We start from the raw sequence: 24,166 nt of genomic DNA, 5'->3' as shown, positions 1-24,166 counted from the left end.
GCCTACCGCCTCCGCGCCACCTGTTGGGATGACGTGTTGTCCATATGTCTTGACAAAGTCCTCCGGCGCTGGAATCGTCGGCGACAGGGACACGAAGGGCGTGTCCGGGGAACAGCGGGGAGCGGACCTGTGACCGACGTGGTGCGGCGCATCGTCGCCCGGCGCGTGCACGACCCGGGAGCGATCGCCGAGGCGGCCGCGAACCGCATCCGCGCGGGGTCGCCCTTCAACGACCGGGGCCGCACCATGATCATCGCGGCGGATCACCCCGCCCGCGGGGCGAACGCGGTGGGCGGCAACCCGTCGGCGATGGCCGATCGCGGCGAACTGCTGGAGCGGCTGTGCCTGGCGCTGGAACGCCCGGGCGTCACCGGCGTCCTGGCGACCGCGGACGTCATCGACGACCTGCTGCTGCTCGGCGTGCTCGACGGCAAGACGGTGATCGGGTCGATGAACCGCACCGGGCTGGCCGGGTCGAGCTTCGAGATCGACGATCGCTTCGCCTGCTACGACGCCGAAGCGATCGAGCGGATGCGCTTCGACGGCGGCAAGACCCTGACCCGGATCTGCCTGGAGGACCCGGCCACGCCCAGCGTCCTGGAGAACACCGCGAAGGCGGTCAACGAGCTGGCCGACCGCAAGCTGATGGCGCTGGTCGAGCCGTTCCTGTCGAGGTGGGTCGACGGGCGCGTGCAGAACGACCTCTCCCCCGACGCCGTCATCAAGTCGATTACGATCGCCGCCGGACTCGGCCGCTCCTCGGCCTACACCTGGCTCAAGCTCCCGGTCGTGGACGACATGGAACGTGTCCTCGCGTCCTCGACCCTGCCGGCCGTCCTGCTCGGCGGCGAGGTGAAGGACCCGGACGCGGCCTTCGCCGCCTGGCAGCGGGCCCTGACCCAGCCGACCGTGCAGGGCCTGGTCGTCGGCCGGTCGCTGCTCTACCCCCACGACGGCGACGTCGCCAAGGCCGTCGACACCGCGGTGGGCCTGCTGTGAACCCGCCCCACCGCACCGGCGCCACTACCCGGAGGAACCCCGTGCACACCATCGAACACTGGATCAACGGCACCGCGACACCGGCGGGCTCGACCCGCACGGCGCCGGTCTACGACCCGGCCACCGGGCAGCGGCAGGCGTCGGTTCTTCTCGCCGAAGCGTCCGATCTGGACATCGCGGTCGCGGCCGCCGGCAAGGCCTTCGAGTCCTGGGGCGATTCCTCGCTGTCCCAGCGCACCAAGGTCATGTTCGCCTTCCGTGAGCTGCTGGTGCGGCACGAAGACGAGCTCGCCCGCATCATCTCCGCCGAGCACGGCAAGGTGATCGAGGACGCCCGGGGCGAGATCGTCCGCGGCCGCGAGGTCGTCGAGTACGCCTGCGGCATCGCCGACGCGCTCAAGGGCAGCTTCTCCGACCAGGTCTCCCGCGACGTCGACGTGCACGACTTCCGCCAGCCCCTGGGCGTGGTCGCCGGGATCACCCCGTTCAACTTCCCGATCATGGTGCCGCTGTGGATGCACCCGATCGCCATCGCCACCGGAAACACCTTCGTCCTCAAGCCGAGCGAACGCGACCCATCGGCCTCGAACTTCGTCGCGCGGCTGTACGCCGAAGCCGGGTTGCCGGATGGCGTCTTCAACGTGGTGCACGGCGACAAGACCGCGGTCGACGCGATCCTCGACCACCCCGGCATCGCGGCGGTGTCCTTCGTCGGCTCGACACCCATCGCCAAGTACGTCCACGAACGCGGCACCGCGGCGGGCAAGCGCGTCCAAGCCCTCGGCGGCGCGAAGAACCACGCCGTCGTGCTGCCCGACGCCGACCTCGAGTACGCCGCCGACCACCTCACGGCCGCCGCGTTCGGCTCGGCCGGCCAGCGGTGCATGGCGATCTCCGTCGGCGTCGCCGTCGGCTCGGCCGGCGACAAGCTGGTGGAGATCCTCGAACGCAAGGCCCACGAGGTGAAGGTCGGCCCCGGCACCGACCCGGCCAGCGACATGGGCCCGGTCGTCACCGAGGCCGCCCGCGAGCGCGTGGTCCACTCCGTCGCCCGCGGCGCGGAGCAAGGCGCGAAGGTCGTCGTCGACGGCCGCGACCTGAAGGTCGAAGGCCACGAGGAAGGCTTCTTCGTCGGTCCGTCCCTGCTCGACGCCGTCACCCCCGAGATGGACGCCTACCGCGAGGAGATCTTCGGCCCGGTGCTGGCGATCGTCCGCGCCGGAACGCTGGACGAGGCGATCGCCGTCATCAATGCCAACCCCTACGGCAACGGCACCGCCGTCTTCACCGCAAGCGGCGAAGCAGCGCGCAAGTTCCAGCGCGAGGTGAAGGTCGGCATGATCGGCGTCAACGTCCCGATCCCGGTCCCGATGTCGTACTACTCCTTCGGCGGCTGGAAGGATTCCCTCATCGGCGACAGCCCGATCCACGGCCCCGCGGGCGTCCGCTTCTACACCCGCGCGAAGGTGGTCACCACCCGCTGGCCGCACTCCGAGGCCGCCTTCAACTTCCCCACGTCCAGCTAGCGCCTCGGCAAGGAAGGTGGGCGTTGTAACCGTGTCGCGCGGACTCGAGGCTGGTGACCGCGAAGCTTCGATCCGGGATCGGGTGCGGCCGCGGCGGTCCGGGATCGTCGCGCCGCATTTCTGACGCAGGACACTGGTACGGCAGCAGCCCTTGCTGTGCCGCTGTCGTACTTTCACGACACGTTACGTTCTATTGCTGCCTTGTGCCCGTCGCGCTGATGCTGCGGCCGCTCACGACAGTGGGTGTGTCGCGCAGCAGTCCGCGCGGGCCGTGAACTCGTCGGTTCTCGTCTCCAGGGTGCGTAGTGCGACGCTGAACCGACGCCCCAGCAGCGTCGGTTCAGCGTATCCGGTCGCGAAGGCCATGAGGTCGTTCACCGCGAGCCCTGCCATCGTGGACAAGGAGGGCGCGCTCTGCCAGTTCTCGGTCCGCCGCAATGGTGTCACGCTCAGCTGGGCCTTGCGCAGCTCCGACGTTGTCGTGCCCGGCCCCCACCACAATGACTGGAGCTGTGGCCGCACACATCGGAAGCACGGTCCGGTGCCATCGTTCGGATAGAGCGGACCGACGGTGACGTCGAAGGGATCTCCCGCCACCTCCAGCACGGCGATGCGCGCCCGCCTCGCCACTTCATGGACCATCTCCCCGGTCGTGCCGGGGACGAAATGCGCGTCGTTGGTCCAGCACAGGCAAATCAGGGTCGTGTCCCGCAGCAGTCGTTCAACTTGGGCGCGGTCGGGACCGACGAACTCCGGCACTTCCTCGACGGCGACGTGGGGGTTGATCCGCCTCAGTGCGTCGCGTGCCGCCGTCACCTTGAGCTCGCCAACGGCGGAGGTGTCGTAGAGCACCTGCCGGCCGAGGTTGGACAGCTCGACCCGGTCACCGTCGACGAGACGCAACGTGCCGAAGCCGGTCAGTGCGAGGTTCAGCGCCAGCCACGATCCCCAGCCGCCCATGCCAAGCAGACACACCCGTTGGACACGCAGACGTTCCTGGTAGGCGAACCCCGGCAGCGAATCCCGTTCGTACGCGGAGAACTGGAGCAGCTGGCGGTCATACCGCTCCAGCTCGACCGCGCTCAACGCGGACTCGGCGGCCCCGTCGTCCAACAACCCCGCCCCGGCCAGCTGCCCGACGAGCCGGCGCACCTGCTCTTCGTCGGCCAGCAGCTCGTCGGCCAGTTGCGCTGTTGTGCGCGTGCCGTCGAGGAGCAACAGCAAGTCGACAAAGGCCTGCGGCGCATCCCGCACCACATAGGAGTTACGAGCCAGCTTGCCGATGACGACGTCACCGGCGGCGGTGCGGATCACCGGATGAGAAGGCTTGAGCCTGGGCTTCTCCAAGCCCACGGACGAGGTCCTCCCGGCCGCGTTCGGTCAGGCGTCCCGCTGTTCGCCTGCGACGACCGGCCACTCGAAGATGCCCTGGTCGGCGACCAGCGCGGTGCGCTCCGGCGCGGCCTGGAGCACGAGCGGAACGTCCCACATGCCCTGGTCGGCGGCTGCGGCGATGCGGTCGGCGAGTGGTTCCAGCACAATTGCGTCGATCATGATGTCCTCCCCAGTCGATGCGAAATCGACCATACACTCCACGACACACCTCGCCCAGTTCCCATGCGCCGGACAACACCACCCGTAGCAGGGCTACACGCCGGGTGTCGCCCTGGCGATCTCGACCAGGCGCTGCGCTTCGTCGTGCTCCCTTCCTTGGCGAGGTACTAGGACGAGTCCGCGATTGACTGCTCGGCGCACGTCGGCTCGGTCGTTCGGCACGGCGGCCGCAACCGGAACATCCTTCTCCGTTTTCCGGTACCGTGGCGGCAGCCCGCCGAAGGAGGCCGCTGTGGGATACCGAGTCCCCTTCCCGAAGAACGCCGTCCACCGCTTCAACACCTGTGTGGGCGCGCTCCGGACGTCGCCGCGCTGGGGACCGATGGTCCGCCGCCACCTCACCGAGATCACCTACACGGGCCGGCGGTCGGGGCGCACCTTCCGCACTCCGGTCGGCTATCGGCAAGCCGGCGACGTCGTCACCATCGGCGTGATGATGCCCGACGCGAAGTCGTGGTGGCGCAACTTCACCGGCGACGGTGCCCCGCTCACCCTCGAACTCGGCGACACCGGCCGCACCGGGCACGCGGTCGCGCGCCGCGATGCGAAGGGGCGGGTCACCGTGACCGTCCACCTCGACGGCGAAGCCTAGCCGGGCTGCGCGGCCATCCCGTGCCAGAGCAGATCGGCGAGGTCCGCCGCATCGCCCTTCCAGTCACCCTCCGGGTCGAGCCACAGGAGGCCGCCCAGTCCGCGCATGACCAGCACCGGGGTCAGGCCCGGCCGGACCGTGCCGGCCGCGACGTTGGCTCCGAGCATCGCCGACACCGCGCCGAGCATGTCCTCGTAGGCGTCGCCCGGCAGCTCGCCCCGGAACGCCGTCGCGGTCCGCAGCGCGTCGGCCAGCCCCTTCTTCGTCATCATGTAGTGGGCGACGTGGTCGGTCACCCAGACCCGGAAGGCTTGGTCCGGGGCGTGCTTCTCCAGCAGCACCGGCACGACTTCCACGATGTGCCGGACCTCGCGCCGGTAGACCGCCAGGATCAGCGACTCCGGCGTCGGGAAGTGCCGGTAGACCGTGCCGACGCCGACCTCGGCCTGCTTGGCGATCGCGTTGAACGAGACCTCGCCCGTGTCGGCCAGCGAGGCCGCCGCGGCGGCGAGGATGCGCTCGTGGTTGCGCCGCGTGTCCGCGCGGCGCGGGCTGACCGATCCGGTCGTCATCGTTCCTCCCGGTGGTCGTGCCGTCCCGCTGAATCTAGCCGAGTGCTGGAGCAGCTCCAGCCTCTGCGGTTCATTGCCAAGCGGATTGTAATCCGCTAGCCTCGCGACCGAGTGAAGCGGATGAGTATCCGCTCCCGCCCTTCACCGCCCCACCACACCGTCGGGCAGTCCGCCCGGCTCCGCGGAAAGAGACCAGTGGAAATCTCACTCCAAGTCAACGGCAAAACCGAACACCTGGACGTCGATCCCGGCGTCACGCTCCTGGACGCCCTGCGCGAGCGCCTCGCCGTCACCGGCCCGAAGAAGGGCTGCGACCGCGGGCAGTGCGGCGCCTGCACCGTGCACGTCGACGGCCGGCCCGTGCTGTCGTGCCTCACCCTGGCCGCCACCGTCAAGCAGCCGGTGACCACCGTCGAAGGACTGTCCACTGAGGACGGCCTGCACCCGGTGCAGCAGGCGTTCGTCGACCAGGACGCCCTGCAGTGCGGGTTCTGCACCGCCGGGCAGATCATGTCGGCGGTCGCCGCCGTCGAGCAGGACGTCGACGACGTGCGGGAGTTCATGTCCGGCAACCTCTGCCGGTGCGCGGCCTACCCGAACATCGTCAAGGCCGTCGAGCAGGCGAGGCGGGCCGATGCGTCCCTTTGAGCTGACCGCACCCACCACCGTCGAAGCGGCGGTCGCCACACCCGGCACGTACCTGGCCGGCGGGACGACCCTGGTCGACCTCATGAAGCTGGACGTCCTGACGCCGGACCACGTCCTGGACATCAACGACGTTCCGCTGCGCGGCATCGACACCACCGACGGGCTGCGCTTCGGCGCGCTCGAGCGGATGGGCGCCATCGCCGCCCACCCCGGCGTCTACCCGGCGATTTCGCGTGCCCTGCTGCTGAGCGCGTCCCAGCAGCTGCGGAACATGGCCAGCATCGGCGGGAACCTGCTGCAGCGCACGCGCTGCTCGTACTTCCGCGACGTCGCCATGCCGTGCAACAAGCGCGTTCCGGGCAGCGGCTGTTCCGCGATCACCGGCGCGAACCGGATGCACGCGATCCTCGGCACCAGCGAGTCGTGCGTGGCGACGCACGCCAGCGACGTCGCCGTCGCCCTGGTCGCCCTCGACGCCCGCCTGCGGCTGGCGGACGCGACCGGCACCCGCGAGGTCGCGCTCGGCGACTTCTACCAGCTGCCCGGCGAGACCCCCGCCGTGGAGAACGACCTGCGCCCCGGCGAACTGATCACCGAGGTCGTCGTGCCGCGGCTGGACTGGGCCGCGAACTCCACCTACGTGAAGGTTCGCGACCGGCAGTCCTACGAGTTCGCGCTGTGCTCCGCCGCCGTCGCGCTGGACGTCCGGGACGGGGTCGTCGCCGACGCCCGCGTCGCGGCCGGCGGCGTCGGGACGGTGCCGTGGCGGCTGCCGGCCGTCGAAGCGGCCCTGCGGGGCGGCCCGGCGACCGAGGCCGCCTTCGAAGCGGCCGCGGCCGCGGCCGTCGACGGCGCACAACCGTTGTCCGAGAACGGGTTCAAGGTGACGCTGCTGCAGCGGACCATCATCCGAGCGCTGCTCGAACTGACCGAGGGGAGCTCCCGATGATCACCCGGCTGGACGCGCCGCTGAAGGTCACCGGCGAGGCCAAGTACGGCGCCGACCACGCTTTTTCGGGCATGGTCTACGGCTACGTCCTGCTCAGCACGATCGCGCACGGCGAGATCGAGGCCGTGGACGCCACCGCGGCGAAGAGCGCACCCGGCGTCCTCGAGGTCTACACGCCGTTCGACCCGCTGACGCTGCAGACCCCGAGCATGCCGCCCTTCGGCGAGACGTGGGTTCCGCTGCAGAACAAGGAAGTCACCTACTACGGCCAGCCGATCGGCTTCGTCGTCGCGGAGACGTTCGAGCAGGCCCGGGACGCCGCGACCCTCGTCGAGGTCACCTACCGCGAGCGGCCCGCCCGGACCTCGCTCGCCGAACACCTCGACTCGGCCGAACCCGCGCCCCCGGCCATGGACGGCGCACCGCCGGAAATCGAGGTGCTCGAAGACGGCGTCGAATCCTTCGATGCCGCCCTGGCCGCGAGCCCGGTGGTCGTCGAGGCGACCTACACGACCGCGACGCAGAACCACGCCGCGATGGAGCCGCACTCCGCGGTCGCGGTGTGGGACGACGGCGAGCTGACCGTCTACAGCGGGAACCAGGCGTCCCACATGCAGGCGGCCGAACTGTCCACGGCGCTCGACCTGGCACCGGAAGCCGTCCGCGCGGTCAACCCGTTCGTCGGCGGCGCGTTCGGCGGCAAGGGCCGGACGTCCACGCCGGCGTTCCTGGCCGCGGCTGCGGCCCGCGCCCTCGGCCGGCCGGTGAAGGCCGCGCTCACCCGCGAACAGGTCTTCACCGCCACCGCCGGCCGGGCCGCGACGGTGCAGAAGCTCGCGCTCGGCGCCGAGCCGGACGGCACCCTGGTGGCCCTGCGCCACGACTCGTGGTGCCACACCGACACCGCCCGGTCGTTCGTCGAACCGACGTCGCACGGCACCTCGCGCGAGTGGTACGCCACGAAGAACCTGTCCATCTCCCAGAAGATCGTGCCGCTGAACGTCCCGCCGACGACGTTCATGCGCGCTCCCGGCGAGGCACCCGGATCGTTCGCGCTGGAGAGCGCGGTCGACGAGCTCGCCGTGAAGCTGGGCATGGACCCGATCGAGCTGCGCGTCCGCAACAACTCGACCGCCCCGCCCGGGCACGACCTGCAGTGGTCGAGCAAGCACCTCGACGAGTGCTTCCGCATCGGCGCGGACCGCTTCGGCTGGACGCACCGCCCGGCGGGCTCCCGCACCGACGGCGACTGGCTCGTCGGCATGGGCGTGGCCACCGCGGTGTTCCCCGCCCTGCGGTTCCCGGCCACCGTCGGCATCACGCTGCGGGCGGACGACACCGCCGTCGTCGCGACGAGCGGCGCGGACCCCGGCACCGGCCTGCTGACCGTGCTCTCCCTGGTGGGCGCCGAATCGCTGGACATCCCGGCGGACCGGATCACCCCGCGCCTCGGCGACTCGGCCCTCCCGCCGGGCGGCATGTCCGGCGGCTCGACGGCGACGGCGAGCGCCGGCACGGCGATCATGCTCGCCGCCACCAAGGCGATCGACGAACTGACCGCGCTCGCCGCCGACCCCGGCGCGCCGTTCGACGGGCGGCAGGTCACCTACGCCGACGGCCGCGTCTTCGCCGACGGCGAGTCGATGACCTTCGGCGAGCTGCTGCGGACCGTGGGGCGCGAAACGCTCGAGGTGACCGGGACGTCGGCGCCCGGCGAGGAGCTGACCAAGCACTCCTTCGCCTCGTGGGGCGCCCAGTTCGTCGAGGTCCGGGTGCACAAGTGGACGCGCGAGGCCCGGGTGTCGCGGATGCTCGGGGTGTTCGACGCGGGCCGGATCATCAACGACAAGGCGGCCCGCAGCCAGATCATGGGCGGCATGATCTGGGGTGTCTCGGCCGCGCTGCACGAGGGCCTGGAGATCGAGGCGAACGGCCGGCTCGCCAACGGCGACTTCGCGAGCTACCTGCTGCCGGTCAACGCCGACATCCCCGAGGTCGGCGTCCACTTCGTCGAGTACCCGGACACCCTGCACAACGCGGTCGGCGCGCGGGGCCTCGGCGAGATCGGCACGGTCGGGATGGCGGCGGCGGTCGCCAACGCCGTGTACAACGCCACCGGTGTCCGGGTCCGGCACATCCCGATCACCATCGAGGACCTCCTCGAAGGCTGACCGGCGTGGGCAGGGCGTCCCCGGACGCCCTGCCCACGCCGCACCAGGAACGCACGGCGCCGCCCCTGCTCGGTCGATCCGGGGCGGCGCCGTTATCCATCCGCGACAACCTCGGAGACGGAACGCCCATGACGGCGGCCCGTCCGCGGTCCTAGGCTGACGGGCGCTTCCCCCGACAGTCCACGAAGGGACCCCCGCATGTCCGACCCCGTCGTCCCCACCACATCCGGCGCGGTCCGCGGTCAGGTCACCCCCGCCGGCGTGGTGCTCTTCCGCGGCATCCCGTACGCCGCCGCGCCCGACGGCGAACTGCGCTTCGCCGAACCCGTCCCGGCCCCTCCGTGGGAGGGTGTCCGCGAGACGCGGAGACCCGGACCGACGGCGCCGCAACGCCGTCACGACGTGCCCGGCCTCGACCTGACCCCGCTCTCCGGCACCGGCTGGCGCCCGGGGCCGGAGTACCTGACGGTCGACGTGTGGACGCCGCAGCCGGGCGCCGCCTCCCTGCCGGTGCTGGTGTTCGTGCACGGCGGCGCGTTCCTCGGCGGCACCGGGTCCGCCGCGGTCCACGACGGCACGGCGTTCGCCCACGCCGGCGCGGTGCTGGTGACGGTGCAGTACCGCCTCGGCATCGACGGGTTCCTCCCCCTCGACGGCGGGGCGACCAACCTCGGCCTGCGCGACCAGCTCGCGGCGCTGCACTGGGTGCAGGAGAACATCGCCGCGTTCGGCGGCGACCCCGCCAACGTCACCCTCTTCGGCGCGGCGTCGGGCGCCGTCAGCGTCTCCTGCCTGCTCGGCTCGCCGTTGTCGGCCGGGCTCTTCCACCGCGCGATCGTCCAAAGCGGACACCCGGACATGGTGCGCGACAGCGTCCAGGCCCGGCGGCTGGCCAAGGTGGTCGCCGACGAGCTCAAGGCGGAACCGACGGCGGAGGCGTTCCGCAAGGTGTCGACCGAGCAGCTGCTCGACGCCCAGGACGCGGTCCTCCGCCCGGGCGGCGCACCCGACCTGCGCGACGCACTGGGCTACGACCGCGGCTACGGCCTGAGCCCCTTCCTCCCGATGGTCGGCGACGACGTCCTGCCCCAGCACCCGGCCAAGGCGATCAAGGCGGGCGCGGGCCGGGACGTCGACCTGATCGCCGGCAGCTGCAGCGAAGAGATGCGGCTCTACCTGGTGCCGACGGGTGCCCTCGAAGCGGTCACCGACGACCAGGCGGTGGCCTCCCTGGCGGTCTCGCACCCGGACCCGGCGGGCGTGCTGTACGCGTACGGCCTCGGGTCGGGCCGCACGGCGGGCGAGGTCCTGGTCGAGGCCCTGACGGACCTGGTCTTCCGCGACGGCGTGCGCGACCTCGCCGAGCACCACACCGGCCGGACGTTCAGGTACGAGTTCGAGTGGGGCTCGCCGCTGCTCGAAGGCCGGCTGGGTGCGTGCCACGGGCTGGAGCTGCCGTTCGTGTTCGGAGCGCTGGACACGCTTTCGGGGCCGCGAGGCCTGCTCGGCGAGAACCCCCCGCACGAGCTGGCGGCCGAGCTGAACGGCGCCTGGCACCGCTTCGCCACGACGGGTTCGCCGGGCTGGGCGGAGTACACCGGCGAGGACACGATGTTCCACGCGTACTGACGGCGCGACGCGGGCTCGGCTCGCCGCAACCTCCGCGCGGGGCGGCGCCGACGCACCCTTCATCTCCCTGTGCGACCGGCTGATCACGAACCGGTCGAGGGCTTTGCTCCAGCGGGCTGGCTCCGGGCCGGGACGGTTGACTATCCCCCTGCTCCGCTGCCACGCTCAGGCGCCCGGACGGCCGGATGAATGGGGACCACCGATGTCCGAGGCGGGCTCAGCCGCACCGCCACGCGCTTTCGTCCGCACGCTGCTGCGCAGCGGCACTCCCGCGGACCCCGCCGAACCCGTGTCCGACAGCAGCGACCTCACCGCCGTGGGGGAAGCGACGCTCGCCCGCGCCTCGCGTTACTGGGTTGCCGTGCCGCTGGCGTACCGGGCCGCCGCGTTCGTCAAGGTGTTCATCGGGTTCACCGCCGCGAACGGCGTGCTCGGGCTCGGGCCGGTGCTCGGCGCCACCCTTTTCGCCGTCGCGGCCAACACCGCCGCCGTCGTCTGGGTGCTGCGTTCGGGCGGCCTGCGGGCCCGCCTCACCGGGCGCGCCCTCGGTCTGGACCTTTCCCTCGGCGTGGCCCTCAACTTCGTGGTCGCCATGACCGCCCCGGCCGCGGTGCAGCCGTTCGCCGTCGACGTGTCCTGGACCTGGCTGGTCGGCTCGGTCGCCATGTGGGCGGGCACGTCCGGGCTGCCCGCGGCGCTGTGGCTGTTCGCGGCGGCCGTCCCGCTCCGGGCCGCGCTGACGCTCGCCGGCGGCCTGCCCTTGAGCAACCAGCTCGCCCTCACCCGGTCGATCGGCTGCATGGTGGCGCTGGCGGTGGCGATCGTGCTCGCCGTGGCGATCCTCATCCTGCTCGGCGTCGGCACGCGGTTCGCGGTGGACATCGGGCTGCGGCGCGGACGCGAGGCCGAGCGCCGCCGGACGCGGCGCATCATGCACGACAGCGTGCTGCAGACCCTCGAAGCACTGGCCATTTCGGCGCCGGGCGACGACGCCCAGGCCGTCACGCGGCTGTCGGAGCTGCGTTCGGTCGCCAAGGCGGAAGCGGCCGAGCTGCGCCGCCGGATCACCGAGCCCGTGCCGACCGGGTCGACGCGCGGGTTCGCGGTCGAACTCGCCGACGTCGCCACCGAGCTGGCCCGCGACGGCCTGCGCACCCAGCTCGTCGCCGCGGACTTCGCCGACGACCACAAGGTGTCGCAGGACCGGCGCACCGCATTGTGCGAGGCGGTCCGGGAAGCGTTGCGCAACACGGTGAAGCACTCCGGGACGAAGCAGGTCGTGCTCCGCGTGGAGAAACGCGACGGCGGGATCGCGGTGGTGGCCCGCGACCAGGGCCAGGGCTTCGACGTCGGCGTCCGGCCACCGGGCTTCGGCATCAGCCAGTCCATCATCGGCCGGCTGGCCGAGGTCGGCGGGCACGGCACGGTGGACTCGCAGCCGGGCCGCGGCACCCGCGTCACGATGTGGGTGCCGGGCTGAGCCCCCGCGCTCAGGCCACGCGGCGGGCGGCGCGCTCGGCGGCGAGGCTCGCGCGGCAGGCCGCGGTCAGCCGGGTGGTGGCGGCGCTGCCGCCGTGACCGCAGCGCGGGCAGGACATCGCCACGGCCAGGGCCAGCTCGTCGACGGCGACGGCCAGCTCGGTCCGGCAGCCGCGGCACCAGCGGTGCCGGGTGACCGGGCTGACGTGCGCCGGCGAGGCCACGCACTGGTGGATCCACCGGCCGTGCACGTGACAGGTCAGCCGGTCGTCGGGCGCGAGCAGGCCCATTTCCTCGGCGTCGTCCTCGGTGGCGAGCAGGACCGGCAGGCTCCGGACCCGGCTCGGGGTGCTGGTCGTGGCGGTCATGGCGCTCCCCTTTCCCTTCACCCGGACGTCGAACCGGCGGGCCCCGATTCGACACCCGGGCGCCGGCCGGCCGGATCCCGGCGGGTCGGCGCCCTTCCGGCCACTCCCCCGGGTCGGTGAAGATCGCCGGCGGCTCAGGTGTCGACCGGTGCCTGGACCGCGACCGCGAGGGGCACGCGCACCGCCACGAAGTCCGGCCTGCGCCGCAGCGCGAACCCCAGGGAGAGGTAGAGGCGGATCGCCGAGGTGTTGCCCGCGGCGGCGTGCATCATCGGGATCTCGCCGCGCTCGCGGATGCCCGCGGCCACGGCGAGCACCAGCCGCGTCCCGAAGCCCTGGCCGCGGTACGCCGGATCCGTGCAGACCGCGCTGATCTCCGTGTAGCCGGGCGGGTGCAGCCGCTCGCCGGCCATCGCGACGAGCGCGCCGCCGCGCCGGATGCCGAGGTAGGTGCCGAGCTCGACGGTCCGCTTCCGGAACGGTCCCGGCCGCGTCCGCTCGACGAGGTCCAGCATCTCCGGCACGTCCGCGGGGCCGAGCCGCACGGCCTCCGGCTCGGGCGCGGCCGCGACACCCTCGTCGACCAGCTGCACACCGGGGATCTCGTCGAGCACCGTCCAGCCGGACGGCGGCCGCGCGGCGGTCGCGGCGAGCACGACGGTCGCCCCCGGCCCGGCCAGCCCGGCGACGTCCAGCCAATCCTGCTCGCCCGGGTCGTCGGGCAGGGCCAGGAACGGCGCGACGTCCTCCGGGTAGCGCAGGACGCGCCCCTGCCGTTCCGCGAAGCGGGCGTGCGGACCGGTCAGCGACGCCCAGGTCGGGTTGTCGAGCGGAGAAGCCATGGCTCCAGCATGCGGAGGCGGGCCGGGTGACCGCCGCCACTCCCACATCCTGGGTAGGGTGCGCACGTGGGTTCCCAGGTCCCGGTGTGGATTCCGATCGTCGTCGCGCTGCTCGGCCTCGCCGGGGTGATCTTGACCCAGATCCTGTCCGGCCGGCGGGAGACCCGGCGCATGGCCGAGGAAGCGGCCCGCGAAGAGCGGCGCTGGCAGCGCGAACGCGAGGCCCGCACCCACGAGACCCGCGCCGACGCCTACGCCCAGCTGATGGGCGTCCTCGAAGCGTTCGACGGCGTGCTGTTCCAAGCCCGCGCGATCGTCGAGGCGGACGGCAAGCTCGACGAACACCAGATCACCGAGCTGCGCGAGGTGCGCAGCGAGGCCCAGCACGCGCTCGGGCCCGTCGTGCTGCACGCGCCGGAGGCGGTCCGGCGGCTGGTCAGCGACGCGACGCTGCCCCGGATGCGGCTGGCCATGATGCTGCTGGACCCCGACCCCGACCCCGACCGCGACCGCACCCGGCTGCGGCCTGCCTGGGAGGCCGGCCAGCGCGGCTACCGCGTCATGCGCGCCCGGATGCGGGCCGACCTCGGCTTCGACGCCGAACCGGTGGACGAGCTGTACGGTGCTCAGCCGACCGTGGTCAGTTCCTCGTCGGAGAGCACTTCGGAGCCGGCCGAGACGACCAGCCGGCCGCCGTCGACCTGGTAGCGGTAGTCGCCGTTCACCGCGACGAAGCCGCCGCCCTCGGCCTGGGCCGGCAGCATGATGTGGGTGTCGTCGGAGGCGGCCTGCCCGCGGGCCTGGCCGTCGTAGAAGATCCGGCCGTCGGGGGTCCGGCAGATCGTGACGAGGGATTTCGCGGTCTGCGCGACGAGCAGCGCCGACCCGGTGCCGCCGGGCAGGTAGCGCGCCGCGTCCCCCGGGCACGGCTTGTCCGCCGGGGTCGAGGTGGTCCTCGGCGGCGTGACGGGCGGGGTGACGCCGTTCGCGGTCGTGACCACGGTCTTGGTGGTCGGCAGCGCGGGCGTCGTGTACTCCGGGTACGGCCCCGACGCGGACGGCGAGGGCCGCGAGTCGCCGGCGAAGAGCAGGACCCCGCCCACCGCGGCGCCGGCCACCACCATCAGGGACAGCAGCACCCACAGTGCCCGCGCGCGAGCCCGGCCCGGCGCCAGGCCCGCGCAGGTGCCGCAGCGCCGGGCGGCGGGGTCGTTGACCGCGCCGCACTGCGCACACGTCCAGGGAAAACCCGCCATCGGGCCTCCTTCGGCCCGGCGCCACGCCACGCCGGTCCCTCCATCGTCACCGACGAGGGCACCGGCTGCAACGGCTCGTGGCTAGCCGTGCACGACGTTGACCATCCAGGGGATGCCGAACTTGTCGACGCAGGCGCCGAATTCGTCGCCCCACATCTGCTTTTCGAAGGGAACCGTGACGGTGCCGCCGTCGCTCAGCTTGTCCCAGTAGCCGCGCAGGTCGCCGGCGTCGTCCCCGCTGAGGCTCACCGAGATGTTGGTGCCCGGGTTGTGCTCCATGCCGGCCGGGGTGTCCGACGCCATCAGCGTGAAGCCGTTTTCGGCCTCCAGCTGCGCGTGCATGACCTTGTCCGAGTCCGCCCCTTCGGGTGAACCGAATTCTCCGAACGTGTTCAGGGTGAGCGTGCCGCCGAAGACACCCTTGTAGAACTCCATGGCCTGCCGCGCGTCGTCGCGGAAGCTCAGGTACGGGTTGAGACGAGAAGCCACGGCCATCTCCTTCGATCGGACGAGAGCAGCATCCTCGCAGAATGCCCGGGCTGCGCCAATCGGCGGATTTTCAGTCAGAGCACGAACCGCCGCTGCGCGACGGGTTCCATCGGCAGGGCGCCGTGCAACGCGGCCCGGGCACGCAGCTCCAGCGCCCGGTCCAGCGGCCGGGCTCCCGGCGCCGCGGTGTGGAACGTGCCACGGTCGAACAGGTACACCAGGGCGAGCTTGCCCTCGCGGCGCCCGGCCGTCTCGCCGAATTCGACGGTCGCGAACCGCAGGCAGCCACCGTAACCCGCCCGGGCCAGCCGGTCCGCGACGTCCACCAGGTCGCCGGTCAGCACGCGCAGGTCGCGGTTGCGGCGCCAGCACCGGACCGTCGACCGGCCCTGGAGGTCCTGCGTCACCAGCGGGTGCACCGGCAGCCGCGCCGACGTCGCGGCGATCAGCTCCGCCGCGGTCCGGGCCAGCGCGTCCCCGTCCACCTTGAAGTCGACCGTGCCGCCGCCGGTGGGCGCGAGGCCGAGCGCGGCGCGCATCCGCGGGGCGGCCGCGGCGAGGGTGTAGAGGGACTGCAGGTGCGGGCGGGAGGTCCAGCACCGGACGAGCTTGCTGTCCAGCAGGGTCACGACGAACGTTCCTATCCTCATTTCGGAGGCCGCCGGACCGGGCGCACTGGCAATGTCCACTGTGGACGTCAGACGCGGGGACGCGGGACCGGAAAGGACAGCATGCGCCCGCGCCGCCGATTCCGTACCGCGACCGGCCCGCGACGCGGCGAACGGCACCAGCCCGCCGCCGAACGGTCACTCCGGGTAGGTTCCGCCGATCAGCGGTATTCCTCTCGCCTCACACGGCGGCGACCTCCACCTTGCCGAAGTTTTCCCCGGCTTTCGAACCGCCAGAAGGCCGCTTCGGCGTCCTCGAACGAGTGAACGCTGTCGATGACCGGCTCGACGGGCCACCCGTCGAGCCACCGCGGCAGGTCTTCGGTGTTCCTCGCGGCTGCCGACCCGGATCTTCCGCCCGGTCGCCCCGCTGCGGAACAGCTCCATGAAGTCGACCGGCGGCCCGCTGCGGCCGACGAGCGCGATCTCGGCGTGGTGCGTCCCGCCGCGGCCAGCGACTGCGCGAACGTGCCGGGCCCGCCCACCTCGACGATCCGGTCCGCACCCCGCCCGCCGGTGGCGTCGAGCACCGCCTTGCCCCATTCCGGGGTGGCGACGTAGTCGATCACCGTGCCCGCGCCGAGTCTGGTCAGTTCGGCAACCTTGGCCGCACTCGTCGCCGTTGCCACGACTCGCGCACAGCGCGCCTTCGCCGGCTGCACGGCGAAGAGGGAGACGTCGCCGGTGCCGAGGGTCAGCACGACGTCGCCCGGGCGCACACCGTCGCGCGACGTCCACGCCGTGACCGCCGCACACGGCAGCGTCGCACCCTGCTCGAAGGTCAGCGAATCCGGCAGGGCGACGAGCGCGCGCTCCGGGACGGCGCGGTATTCGGCGAGCCGGCCGTTGCCGCACCCCGCACCGCGACTCCCCTGGACCACCCGGCCCTCGAGGACGTCTCCTTCAGCGCAGCCTTGGAAGCCCTCCGCGACCCGCACCGGCTGACCATGGTCGCCGCCCTCGCCCGGGAACCCGGGCAGTCGTGCGGCGCGATCATGCCGCCGGTCAGCAAGGCCGCCGCGTCCCGGCACTTCAAGATCCTCCGCGCGGCCGGGCTGCTCCGGCAGTGGGACAGCGGCACGCAGCGGCTGAACGCCCTGCGCCGCGAGGAGTTCGACACCCGCTTCCCCGGCTTGCTCGACCTCGCTCTCACCGAAGCCACCCGCGGCTGATTCTCCCCTTTCCTCGCCAACCAGACATTTAGCGTTGCTAATAGATCTGGGTCAGAGCTACCGTCGAAGGCATGACCGAACTCGCCGACCGGCTGCTCGGGGCCGTCCAGGGGATCCGCCGGGTGGTGCGCCGGCGGGTGCGCGCCGACGTGCCGGGCATGCCGCTGCCGGGCGCCCAGGTCGAGCTCCTGCGCGTGGTGGCCGACCACCCCGGCATCGGCGTCGCCGCGGCCGCACGCGAGCTGCACCTGGCGAACAACTCGGTCAGCACACTGGTGAACCAGCTCGCCGACGCCGGCCTGCTGCGCCGCGAGGCCGATCCCGCCGACCGGCGCGCGGCCCGGCTGGAGGTCACCGCCGCGGCCGCCGACCGGATGGCGGCCTGGCGCCGCGCCCGCACCGGGCTCGTCGCCGACGCCCTCGCGCAACTGTCCGAAGAGGACATCGCGGCGATCGACCAGGCGTTGCCGGCACTGGAAAAACTCATGGGCATCCTGAAGGAGGAGCCATGACCGAACCCGCGGCGGTGCGCTGCACCGGCCTGAGCCACTCGTTCGGCGCGACCCGCGCGGTCGACGGCGTCGACCTCGAAATCCACCCGGGCGAGGTGTTCGGCCTGCTCGGTCCGAACGGCGCCGGCAAGACGACCACGCTTCGGATGATCACCACCCTGCTGCCGGCCGCCCCGGACCGCATCACGGTCTTCGGCGTCGACGTCGCGCGCCGCCGGATGGCCGTGCGGCGGCTGATCGGCTACGTCCCGCAGCAGCTGTCCGCCGACAGCGCGCTGACCGGCCGGGAGAACGTCGCCCTGTTCGCCCGGCTCTTCGACGTGCCCCGCCGCGGGCGGGCCGAGCAGGTGCGGCTCGCCCTCGACCTGGTCGGGCTGGCCGGCGACGCCGACCGCACGGCCAAGACGTACTCCGGCGGCATGATCCGCCGGCTCGAGCTCGCCCAGGCCCTGGTGAGCTCGCCGCGGCTGCTCATCCTCGACGAACCGACGATCGGGCTCGACCCGGTCGCGCGGTCGTCGGTGTGGGACCGCATCGCCTCCATCCGCCGGGCGACCGGCATGACGGTGCTCGTCACCACGCACTACATGGACGAGGCCGAGCAGTACTGCGACCGCGTCGCCCTGATGGACGCCGGCCGGATCCGCGCGCTGGGCACGCCCGCCGAACTGGAGGCCGACCTCGGCCCGGAGGCCACGTTGGACGACGTGTTCCGGGCGGTGACGGGGAACCGCCTCGACCACGAAGAAGGAGGGATCCGCGGTGTCCGCGCCACTCGCCGTACCGCCCGCCGCCTCGGCTGACCCGGGCCCGCTGCGCCGGTTGCACGTGCTCGGCGCCCGCGTCGGCGCGATGTGCCTGGTGGAGCTGCAGAAACTGCGCCGCGATCAGACCGAGCTGCTGACCAGGGCGATCCAGCCCGCGTTGTGGCTGCTGATCTTCGGGGAGACGTTCACCCGGCTGCGCGCGATCCCGACCGGTTCGACGCCGTACCTCGACTTCCTGGCACCGGGCATCCTGGCCCAGTCGGCGCTGTTCATCGCGATCTTCTACGGCATCCAGATCATCTGGGAGCGCGACGTGGGCGTGCTCGCCAAGCTCCTGGTGACCCCGACCCCGCGCGCGGCGCTCGTCGCGGGCAAGGCCTTCGCCGCCGGGGTCCGCGCGCTCGTCCAAGCACTGATGGTGCTGATCCTGGCCGCCATTCTCGGCGTCGGGCTGACCGCGAACCCGCTGAAGCTGCTCGCGATGGCCGTCGTCCTCGTGCTCGGTTCGGCGTTCTTCTGCTGCCTGTCCATCGTGATCGCCGGGATCGTGCTGTCACGGGAACGGCTGATGGGCATCGGCCAGGCGATCACGATGCCGCTGTTCTTCGGCTCGAACGCGCTGTACCCGGTGGACCTGATGCCGCCGTGGCTGAAGGTGCTCAGCCACGTCAACCCGCTGAGCTACCAGGTCGACGCGCTGCGCGGCCTGCTCATCGGAACCCCGGCCCACCTCGGGACCGACTTCGCCGTGCTGGCGGTGGCGACGGCGGTGGCCGTTTCGGTCGCCTCGGCCCTGCTCGGCAGGTTGGCCCGGTGAGGGACATGTCTCACCGAACGGAACCTTTATCACCCGATGCCTAATCTCGAATTCGTGAAACGTCGCCGGGGCGTGGTCCCTTTTGCCGGTTTGTGTGTGCTCGCCGGAATTCTGGTGGCCGGGACGATGGCGCCCGCCGCCATCGGGGCGGGCCTGCTGTCCAATCAGGTCAGCGATTCGGTGGACGCCATTTCCGCCCGGCTCGCCGCGGCCGATCTGCCGCTGACCACGACCGTGACCGACCGCGACGGCACCCCCATCGCGACGCTCTACGCGCAGTACCGCCTCCCGGTCACCGCGGCCGGGATCGCGACCACGATGAAGGCCGCGATCATCGCCATCGAGGACCGCCGGTTCTACACCGAAGGCGGCGTCGACCTGCAAGGCATGCTGCGCGCGGCGGTCAACGACAGCACCGGCGGCGCGCTGCAGGGCGCGTCGACGATCACCCAGCAGGACGTCAAGAACTACCTCATCAACGTCGTCGACCGGAACGACCCCGCGGCCCAGCAGGCCGACCGCGAGGATTCGCTCGCCCGCAAGCTGCGGGAGGCGAAGATGGCCGTCCAGCTCAACGACACCATGAGCAAGGACGACATTCTGGCGAATTACCTCAATGTGGTCGAATTCAGCGGAACCGTGTACGGGGTCGGCGCGGCGGCCCAGGCGTATTTCGGGACGACCGCGGACAAACTGACCGTGCCCCAGGCGGCATTGCTCGCGGGAATGGTGAACAACCCCAGCGTCTACAACCCGTACACCCACCCGGACAAGGCGCTGCAGCGCCGCAACCTCGTCATCGACGGCATGGTCGCCAACGGCTCCATCCCGGCCTCGTACGCGGCGACGGCGAAGGCGGCCCCGCTCGGGCTGCTGCCGAACGGCCCGGTCACGCCGTCCGGCACGTGCCTCGGCGCGGCGCCGGACGCCGGATTCTTCTGCGCCTACGCGGAAAGCTACCTGGTGCACGCCGGGTTCACCGCCGACCGGCTGGCCACCGGCGGTTACACGATCAAGACCACCCTCGACCCGCGCGTCTCTCAGGTGGCCAAGGACGCCGTCGACGCGAACGTGCCGACCACCCAGGACGGCGTGGCCAACACCTTCGCCGTCGTCCAGCCGGGCCAGGACGGGCACCAGGTGCTCGCCATGGTCGCGAACCGCGACTACGGCACCGATCCGGCGCGGGGCCAGACGTCGACCGACATCGTCGCCGACGCGAGCAACGAGTTCGGCGCGGGCTCGTCCTTCAAGATCTTCACCTCGGCCGCGGCGCTCGTCACCGGCCAGGCGGGCCTGAACACCCCGCTGCCCAACCCGGACAGCCAGTGCTTCCCGGTGCCGGACGCGCATTCGGCGTGCTACACCGTCCACAACGACGGCCACTACGCCGACCCGATCACCCTCGCCGACGGGCTGGCGACGTCGCCGAACGTCGCCTTCGTCGGGCTCGAGAGCCAGGTCGGGATGCCCGCCGTGCTCGACATGGCCTACAAGCTCGGGCTGCGCACCACCCTCGCGACCAACGACGCCGGCCGCACGCCGGACCCGAAGTCCGGCAACCCGCAGTACCGCGAGCCGCAGTCGCAGTACTTCCGGAACCTGCTGTCGTTCACCCTCGGCAACAGCCCGGTGAGCCCACTGGAGATGGCCAACGTCTCGGCGACGCTGATGAGCGGCGGCGTGTGGTGCCCGCCGAACCCGATCCTGTCGGTGACCGACCGGGACGGCAACGCCGTGCCGGTCGCGCAGCAGGCGTGCGAGCGGGTCATCCCCCAGGGCGTGGCGGACACCCTGGAAGCGGGGCTGAGCAAGGACACCACGAGCGGCACGTCCGCCGAAGCGGCCCGCGCGGCCGGCTGGACCCGGCCCGACATCGGCAAGACGGGCACCACGCAGCTGAGCGAATCGGTCGCGTTCGTCGGCGGTGTCGACGGCTACGCGGTGTCGTCCATGGTGTTCGCCGACGGGCCGCACCCGCGGGAGATCTGCCCGGGCACGCCGGTGCACCTCGGCGACTGCGGCCACGGCGCGTTCGGCGGCACGGTCGCCGCGCCGCCGTACTTCCACGCCATGAGCCGGCTGCTGGCCGGGGTCCCCGACCAGCCGATCCCGCCCGCTGATCCGGCGTACCTGGCGGCGCGGTCGTGAACTACCGCGGTTCGAGGAAGACGAGCGGGATCTCGCGCTCGGTCTTCGTCTGGTACTGCGCGTAGTTCTTGAAGTCGGCGGTGATCTTCGGCCACAGCCGGGCGCGCTCTTCGGTGCCGGCGACGCGGGCACGCATCGGCCGCTTCGGGCCGCCCTTTAGCGAGACCTCGACGTCGGGGTTGTCGCGCAGGTTGAGGAACCACGCGGGGTGCGTGTCGTCGCCACCCCGCGACGCCACGACGACCACCACGTCACCCTCCTGGTGGGGCGAGGTGAGCAGCACCGACCGCGGCTGCCCGCTCTTGCGGCCGACGGTGGTGAGCTCCAGGACGGGCATGGCGACCTGCCAGCCCACCCGCCCACCGGTGAGCTTGATCAGGCCGCGGTGCACGGTGTTCATCGCCTTCAGAGCGAAGTCGCTTGGCATGATCCCAATCTAGTCCCGCGGCTTCCGGCGTCGCGGTACGGCCCGAATGTCCGGTTCGCCGAAGGCAAGTCCGGACAGGATCGGCAAAACCGCCCCGGCAACCGGCAACGGTGTGCGAGGCTGCGCGGCGAAGGAAGAACCGGAAGAGAGAAGACCGATGCTGATCTGGGGCTGGCGTACGCGCATCTACGTGCTGGCGATGACGACGTTCTTGTGCGGCCGGTGCGGTAACCCGGCTTCGCACGCGGTGCGCAAGGCGGTCACGAAGTTCACGCTGTTCTTCATCCCGCTGTTCCCGATCAGCGTCAAGTACACGGCGCAGTGCACCTTCTGCGGGATCGAGAACCGCATCCCGAAGGAGGACGCGCTCCGGCTGCAGGCCCAGGAGGAACAGGGCCAGGCCCAGCAGCAGGCGGCGCCGGGGTATCCGCCGCACCCCTCGCAGGGTGGTGCTTCGCAGGGTGGATTCCCGCAGCAGGGGTACCCGCAGCACCCGTCCCAGCCGCAGGGGTTCCCGCAGCCGGGTCCGCAGCAGCAGGGGCAGTTCCCGCAGCAGGGTCAGTAGGGACAGGCCTGTCGGCGGCGGTCCGGTGAGTGCCCGGACCGCCGCCGCGCCTGTCTCCGGTTCGGGGATTCCGGCACCGGCAAGGGGTGGGTTAGGTCGACCGCCGCCTCCGTCTCGGGCCGGGAGTTTCGCGGCAGCGGGACCCGAGCGGGTTTCCCGGTCGGCCGCCTCCTTTCAGGCCCGGCAGACCCGCCGCAGAGAAAACCCCGGGCAGGCCGCCCGGCGGCCGATCCGCCGTCGCGCGCCGTCGCGGCCCCAGCCGTCTTCGTGGCGGTGGGACTTCTCTATGCAATTGTCAAACATCCGCCGGTCGCCGGGTCAGGCGGCCGATCTGTGCTCGGGGTTGATCAGGGCTTGGCCTGCCGGTGTCAGGATCGCCGGGACCAGCTGGCCCGGGTGGCCGGGGCGGGCCGCGCGGACCAGGCCCCGGTGGGCCAGTGCGTGGGCGGCGAACTGGTCGCCGCACGACAGGCCGTCGATGAACAGGTCCGGTTCGCTGCTGCAGGAGACCCGGCCGCGGCCCGCGCCGACTGCTCGGAGCATCGCCCGCACCCGGTGGTTGACGACGGGGCGCGCTGCCGGTGAGCCGGTCTTCTCGTTCCCGTTCATGTCGATCCCTCCCGCTCGTGGTTCGGCCTCTACCCCTGCGTCGAACCGGTGGGCGGGATTTCGACAGCGGGTGCGGCCGGAGCGTCCCCTCATCGTCACCGCAGTCGATCCAGCGCGGGTCGAAGCCTCATCGACAGGTGTTCGGAGGCCGGCCGTGAACGGATGGGGGATCAGAAGGGTGGCCGGCCCGCCCCCACCGGTTCGGGCGTCCAGGCGCTGCTCCCTTCGCCACCCGTCGCGCGGCTGACCTTGGTCACCTTGGCGGTGGCGTACCGCAGGGCCGGCCCGATCTCCTCCACCTCCAGCTCCACGACCGTGCGCTTCTCACCCTCCTTCGTTTCGTACGACCGCTGTCTCAGCCGGCCGTGGACGACCACGCGAGCGCCGCGCACCAGCGACTCGGCGACGTTTTCCGCGTACTCCCGCCACAAACTGCAGCGCAGGAACAGCGCGTCGCCGTCGCGCCAGGCGCCGGACTCGCGGTCGAACAGCCGCGGGGTGCTCGCGACCGTGAAGTTCGCGACCGCCGAGCCGGCCGGGGTGAAGCGCAGGTCGGGGTCGCTCGTCAGGTTGCCGACCACGGTGACCGTCGTTTCGCCTGCCATCGGTCTCTCCTCGTCTTCCGGGTGCGGGGTGCACCGCTCTTGCCGATGAGGAGAGCACGGGGGTCCGACAATTCCGGGCCGGGCGACGAGATGCCGGCACCCGGCCGGGCTGGTTACCTGCCGCCATGCCGACGGCGTTTCAGAAGGAGCTCGTCACGCTCGCCCACCGGCTCGCGGACCTGTGCGACCTTGTCGCGATCGCGCTCGAGGAGGCCACTCGCTCGGTGCTGGAAAGTGACCACACGCTGGGCGGACGTGCGCGGGACCAAGGGGCCGCGGTGACCTCGCTCGGGGCCGCGTGCGAGGACCAGGCGTGTGCGTTGCTGGCCCTGCACGCGCCGCGGGAGGCGGAGGTGAAGGCGGTCGTCGCGGCCGTGCACACCGCCGCGGATCTCACTCGGATGGGTGGTCTTGCGCGGGAAGTCGCCGAGGCGCGGGGGCCCGTGCCGCCGGAGGCGCGGCCCGCGCTGGGCCGGCTGGGCGGGCACGCGGTGGCCGCCGCGCGGGCCCTCCGGGTGGTGCTGGTCGGTGGGGACGGGACCGGGCTCGGTGACGCGGTGTCGCTGGTGGGGTCGGCCGAACGGGAGGTGCGGGCGTGGGCGGACGGCCGGGAGGGACCGCGCGTGGCCGGTTTCGCGGTCGAGCTCGCGTTGCTGGCCGCGGTCTACGGCCGGTTCGCCGCGACGGCGGCCCGGATCGGGCACCGGGCCAAGGGATCCACGCCGTCCGAGGCTTGACG

The 24,166-nt window shown here is 72.1% G+C and carries 28 protein-coding genes; 16 read left to right on the top strand and 12 right to left on the bottom strand.

All coding sequences use genetic code 11. The features are described from left to right. The first annotated feature begins 129 nt into the window (after positions 1–129). Positions 130–999, top strand: a complete 870-nt coding sequence (locus AB0M30_RS14890) for an aldolase (RefSeq protein WP_364584306.1) — start codon at positions 130–132, stop codon at positions 997–999. A gap of 41 nt (positions 1,000–1,040) precedes the next feature. Continuing rightward, positions 1,041–2,525, top strand: a complete 1,485-nt coding sequence (locus AB0M30_RS14885; protein WP_364584304.1) for a CoA-acylating methylmalonate-semialdehyde dehydrogenase — start codon at positions 1,041–1,043, stop codon at positions 2,523–2,525. Between the two features lie 231 nt (positions 2,526–2,756). Here the strand turns inward: AB0M30_RS14885 and AB0M30_RS14880 are convergent, their stop codons facing one another. Beyond that, the gene (locus AB0M30_RS14880) at positions 2,757–3,878 is read right to left on the bottom strand and encodes a ThiF family adenylyltransferase (protein ID WP_364584302.1); all 1,122 of its coding nucleotides are present in this window, start codon (positions 3,876–3,878) and stop codon (positions 2,757–2,759) included. Between the two features lie 27 nt (positions 3,879–3,905). Continuing rightward, positions 3,906–4,079, bottom strand: a complete 174-nt coding sequence (locus AB0M30_RS14875; RefSeq protein WP_364584300.1) for a hypothetical protein — start codon at positions 4,077–4,079, stop codon at positions 3,906–3,908. Between the two features lie 292 nt (positions 4,080–4,371). Between AB0M30_RS14875 and AB0M30_RS14870 the strand changes: the two genes are divergently transcribed. After that, a complete protein-coding gene (locus AB0M30_RS14870) occupies positions 4,372–4,731 on the top strand; it encodes a hypothetical protein (RefSeq protein WP_364584298.1) in 360 nt (119 codons plus the stop codon). On the opposite strand, the gene AB0M30_RS14865 is transcribed toward AB0M30_RS14870, so the two are convergent. Continuing rightward, complete coding sequence (locus AB0M30_RS14865; protein ID WP_364584297.1) at positions 4,728–5,303, bottom strand: TetR/AcrR family transcriptional regulator; 576 nt, start codon at positions 5,301–5,303, stop codon at positions 4,728–4,730. The genes AB0M30_RS14870 and AB0M30_RS14865 overlap by 4 nt on opposite strands. 195 nt (positions 5,304–5,498) lie before the next feature. Here AB0M30_RS14865 and AB0M30_RS14860 point away from each other — a divergent pair, with 195 nt between their 5' ends. The 5 genes from AB0M30_RS14860 (at position 5,499) to AB0M30_RS14840 (ending at position 12,180) form a co-directional block, all read left to right on the top strand. Continuing rightward, on the top strand, positions 5,499–5,951 hold the full coding sequence (locus AB0M30_RS14860) for a (2Fe-2S)-binding protein (protein WP_360176958.1): 453 nt from the start codon (positions 5,499–5,501) through the stop codon (positions 5,949–5,951). Further along, complete coding sequence (locus AB0M30_RS14855; protein WP_364584295.1) at positions 5,938–6,900, top strand: xanthine dehydrogenase family protein subunit M; 963 nt, start codon at positions 5,938–5,940, stop codon at positions 6,898–6,900. Before AB0M30_RS14860 ends, AB0M30_RS14855 begins: the two co-directional genes overlap by 14 nt. Further along, the gene (locus AB0M30_RS14850) at positions 6,897–9,071 is read left to right on the top strand and encodes a xanthine dehydrogenase family protein molybdopterin-binding subunit (RefSeq protein ID WP_364584294.1); all 2,175 of its coding nucleotides are present in this window, start codon (positions 6,897–6,899) and stop codon (positions 9,069–9,071) included. Before AB0M30_RS14855 ends, AB0M30_RS14850 begins: the two co-directional genes overlap by 4 nt. Positions 9,072–9,269: 198 nt before the next feature. Next, positions 9,270–10,700, top strand: coding sequence for a carboxylesterase family protein (locus tag AB0M30_RS14845; protein WP_364584292.1), 1,431 nt, complete (start codon positions 9,270–9,272; stop codon positions 10,698–10,700). A 202-nt stretch (positions 10,701–10,902) separates the two neighbouring features. After that, complete coding sequence (locus AB0M30_RS14840; protein ID WP_364584290.1) at positions 10,903–12,180, top strand: ATP-binding protein; 1,278 nt, start codon at positions 10,903–10,905, stop codon at positions 12,178–12,180. A 10-nt stretch (positions 12,181–12,190) separates the two neighbouring features. On the opposite strand, the gene AB0M30_RS14835 is transcribed toward AB0M30_RS14840, so the two are convergent. Continuing rightward, positions 12,191–12,547 carry a hypothetical protein gene (locus tag AB0M30_RS14835; RefSeq protein ID WP_364584288.1) on the bottom strand — a complete coding sequence of 119 codons (357 nt, stop codon included), beginning with the start codon at positions 12,545–12,547 and terminating at the stop codon, positions 12,191–12,193. Between the two features lie 134 nt (positions 12,548–12,681). Further along, positions 12,682–13,389, bottom strand: coding sequence for a GNAT family N-acetyltransferase (locus tag AB0M30_RS14830; RefSeq protein WP_364584287.1), 708 nt, complete (start codon positions 13,387–13,389; stop codon positions 12,682–12,684). A 66-nt stretch (positions 13,390–13,455) separates the two neighbouring features. On the opposite strand from AB0M30_RS14830, the gene AB0M30_RS14825 reads away from it, so the two are divergent. Then, positions 13,456–14,097 carry a hypothetical protein gene (locus AB0M30_RS14825; RefSeq protein WP_364584285.1) on the top strand — a complete coding sequence of 214 codons (642 nt, stop codon included), beginning with the start codon at positions 13,456–13,458 and terminating at the stop codon, positions 14,095–14,097. Here AB0M30_RS14825 and AB0M30_RS14820 read toward each other — a convergent pair. From AB0M30_RS14820 to AB0M30_RS14805, 4 genes are all read right to left on the bottom strand, one after another. Continuing rightward, positions 14,016–14,645: a hypothetical protein gene (locus AB0M30_RS14820; protein ID WP_364584283.1), complete on the bottom strand. Its 630-nt coding sequence runs from the start codon at positions 14,643–14,645 to the stop codon at positions 14,016–14,018. The two genes, AB0M30_RS14825 and AB0M30_RS14820, sit on opposite strands and share 82 nt — an antisense overlap. Before the next feature lie 81 nt (positions 14,646–14,726). Next, positions 14,727–15,134 carry a VOC family protein gene (locus AB0M30_RS14815; RefSeq protein ID WP_364584281.1) on the bottom strand — a complete coding sequence of 136 codons (408 nt, stop codon included), beginning with the start codon at positions 15,132–15,134 and terminating at the stop codon, positions 14,727–14,729. Positions 15,135–15,208: 74 nt separating this feature from the next. Continuing rightward, the gene (locus tag AB0M30_RS14810) at positions 15,209–15,763 is read right to left on the bottom strand and encodes a hypothetical protein (protein ID WP_364584279.1); all 555 of its coding nucleotides are present in this window, start codon (positions 15,761–15,763) and stop codon (positions 15,209–15,211) included. A gap of 200 nt (positions 15,764–15,963) precedes the next feature. Beyond that, on the bottom strand, positions 15,964–16,740 hold the full coding sequence (locus tag AB0M30_RS14805) for a zinc-binding dehydrogenase (RefSeq protein ID WP_364584278.1): 777 nt from the start codon (positions 16,738–16,740) through the stop codon (positions 15,964–15,966). Here AB0M30_RS14805 and AB0M30_RS14800 point away from each other — a divergent pair. From AB0M30_RS14800 to AB0M30_RS14780, 5 genes are all read left to right on the top strand, one after another. Then, on the top strand, positions 16,675–16,974 hold the full coding sequence (locus tag AB0M30_RS14800) for a helix-turn-helix domain-containing protein (protein WP_364584474.1): 300 nt from the start codon (positions 16,675–16,677) through the stop codon (positions 16,972–16,974). The genes AB0M30_RS14805 and AB0M30_RS14800 overlap by 66 nt on opposite strands. A gap of 71 nt (positions 16,975–17,045) precedes the next feature. Next, positions 17,046–17,486 carry a MarR family transcriptional regulator gene (locus tag AB0M30_RS14795; RefSeq protein ID WP_364584276.1) on the top strand — a complete coding sequence of 147 codons (441 nt, stop codon included), beginning with the start codon at positions 17,046–17,048 and terminating at the stop codon, positions 17,484–17,486. Continuing rightward, the gene (locus tag AB0M30_RS14790; RefSeq protein ID WP_364584274.1) at positions 17,483–18,289 is read left to right on the top strand and encodes an ATP-binding cassette domain-containing protein; all 807 of its coding nucleotides are present in this window, start codon (positions 17,483–17,485) and stop codon (positions 18,287–18,289) included. Before AB0M30_RS14795 ends, AB0M30_RS14790 begins: the two co-directional genes overlap by 4 nt. Continuing rightward, positions 18,249–19,070, top strand: a complete 822-nt coding sequence (locus AB0M30_RS14785; RefSeq protein WP_364584272.1) for an ABC transporter permease — start codon at positions 18,249–18,251, stop codon at positions 19,068–19,070. The genes AB0M30_RS14790 and AB0M30_RS14785 overlap by 41 nt, the downstream gene beginning before the upstream one ends. A gap of 36 nt (positions 19,071–19,106) precedes the next feature. Beyond that, entirely contained in the window at positions 19,107–21,221 is a 2,115-nt protein-coding gene (locus AB0M30_RS14780; RefSeq protein ID WP_364584271.1) for a transglycosylase domain-containing protein, read from the top strand. Between the two features lies 1 nt (position 21,222). On the opposite strand, the gene AB0M30_RS14775 is transcribed toward AB0M30_RS14780, so the two are convergent. Beyond that, entirely contained in the window at positions 21,223–21,648 is a 426-nt protein-coding gene (locus AB0M30_RS14775; protein ID WP_364584269.1) for a nitroreductase/quinone reductase family protein, read from the bottom strand. 157 nt (positions 21,649–21,805) lie between these two features. Between AB0M30_RS14775 and AB0M30_RS14770 the strand changes: the two genes are divergently transcribed. Then, entirely contained in the window at positions 21,806–22,213 is a 408-nt protein-coding gene (locus AB0M30_RS14770) for a zinc-ribbon domain-containing protein (RefSeq protein ID WP_103341851.1), read from the top strand. Between the two features lie 318 nt (positions 22,214–22,531). Here AB0M30_RS14770 and AB0M30_RS14765 read toward each other — a convergent pair whose 3' ends face one another. Then, the gene (locus AB0M30_RS14765; RefSeq protein ID WP_364584267.1) at positions 22,532–22,822 is read right to left on the bottom strand and encodes a hypothetical protein; all 291 of its coding nucleotides are present in this window, start codon (positions 22,820–22,822) and stop codon (positions 22,532–22,534) included. 170 nt (positions 22,823–22,992) lie between these two features. Continuing rightward, positions 22,993–23,427, bottom strand: a complete 435-nt coding sequence (locus tag AB0M30_RS14760; protein WP_364584265.1) for a single-stranded DNA-binding protein — start codon at positions 23,425–23,427, stop codon at positions 22,993–22,995. A gap of 125 nt (positions 23,428–23,552) precedes the next feature. Here AB0M30_RS14760 and AB0M30_RS14755 point away from each other — a divergent pair, with 125 nt between their 5' ends. Next, on the top strand, positions 23,553–24,164 hold the full coding sequence (locus AB0M30_RS14755; RefSeq protein WP_364584263.1) for a PhoU domain-containing protein: 612 nt from the start codon (positions 23,553–23,555) through the stop codon (positions 24,162–24,164). Positions 24,165–24,166 lie beyond the last annotated feature (2 nt).

Source organism: Amycolatopsis sp. NPDC051716 (assembly GCF_040681595.1).
In the GTDB taxonomy this organism is placed as follows: domain Bacteria; phylum Actinomycetota; class Actinomycetes; order Mycobacteriales; family Pseudonocardiaceae; genus Amycolatopsis.
Note: the sequence above shows the minus strand (reverse complement) of the source record. Positions and strands in the feature narration are given on the sequence as shown.

What these genes read in the sequence shown, in the direction of transcription:
- AB0M30_RS14775 (WP_364584269.1), bottom strand. Translation starts at nt 21,648, where the DNA reads ATGCCAAGCGACTTCGCTCTGAAGGCGATGAACACCGTGCACCGCGGC.
- AB0M30_RS14790 (WP_364584274.1), top strand. Translation starts at nt 17,483, where the DNA reads ATGACCGAACCCGCGGCGGTGCGCTGCACCGGCCTGAGCCACTCGTTC.
- AB0M30_RS14780 (WP_364584271.1), top strand. Translation starts at nt 19,107, where the DNA reads ATGCCTAATCTCGAATTCGTGAAACGTCGCCGGGGCGTGGTCCCTTTT.
- AB0M30_RS14840 (WP_364584290.1), top strand. Translation starts at nt 10,903, where the DNA reads ATGTCCGAGGCGGGCTCAGCCGCACCGCCACGCGCTTTCGTCCGCACG.
- AB0M30_RS14845 (WP_364584292.1), top strand. Translation starts at nt 9,270, where the DNA reads ATGTCCGACCCCGTCGTCCCCACCACATCCGGCGCGGTCCGCGGTCAG.
- AB0M30_RS14830 (WP_364584287.1), bottom strand. Translation starts at nt 13,389, where the DNA reads ATGGCTTCTCCGCTCGACAACCCGACCTGGGCGTCGCTGACCGGTCCG.
- AB0M30_RS14755 (WP_364584263.1), top strand. Translation starts at nt 23,553, where the DNA reads ATGCCGACGGCGTTTCAGAAGGAGCTCGTCACGCTCGCCCACCGGCTC.
- AB0M30_RS14855 (WP_364584295.1), top strand. Translation starts at nt 5,938, where the DNA reads ATGCGTCCCTTTGAGCTGACCGCACCCACCACCGTCGAAGCGGCGGTC.
- AB0M30_RS14865 (WP_364584297.1), bottom strand. Translation starts at nt 5,303, where the DNA reads ATGACGACCGGATCGGTCAGCCCGCGCCGCGCGGACACGCGGCGCAAC.
- AB0M30_RS14835 (WP_364584288.1), bottom strand. Translation starts at nt 12,547, where the DNA reads ATGACCGCCACGACCAGCACCCCGAGCCGGGTCCGGAGCCTGCCGGTC.
- AB0M30_RS14760 (WP_364584265.1), bottom strand. Translation starts at nt 23,427, where the DNA reads ATGGCAGGCGAAACGACGGTCACCGTGGTCGGCAACCTGACGAGCGAC.
- AB0M30_RS14770 (WP_103341851.1), top strand. Translation starts at nt 21,806, where the DNA reads ATGCTGATCTGGGGCTGGCGTACGCGCATCTACGTGCTGGCGATGACG.
- AB0M30_RS14850 (WP_364584294.1), top strand. Translation starts at nt 6,897, where the DNA reads ATGATCACCCGGCTGGACGCGCCGCTGAAGGTCACCGGCGAGGCCAAG.
- AB0M30_RS14820 (WP_364584283.1), bottom strand. Translation starts at nt 14,645, where the DNA reads ATGGCGGGTTTTCCCTGGACGTGTGCGCAGTGCGGCGCGGTCAACGAC.
- AB0M30_RS14765 (WP_364584267.1), bottom strand. Translation starts at nt 22,822, where the DNA reads ATGAACGGGAACGAGAAGACCGGCTCACCGGCAGCGCGCCCCGTCGTC.
- AB0M30_RS14795 (WP_364584276.1), top strand. Translation starts at nt 17,046, where the DNA reads ATGACCGAACTCGCCGACCGGCTGCTCGGGGCCGTCCAGGGGATCCGC.
- AB0M30_RS14875 (WP_364584300.1), bottom strand. Translation starts at nt 4,079, where the DNA reads ATGATCGACGCAATTGTGCTGGAACCACTCGCCGACCGCATCGCCGCA.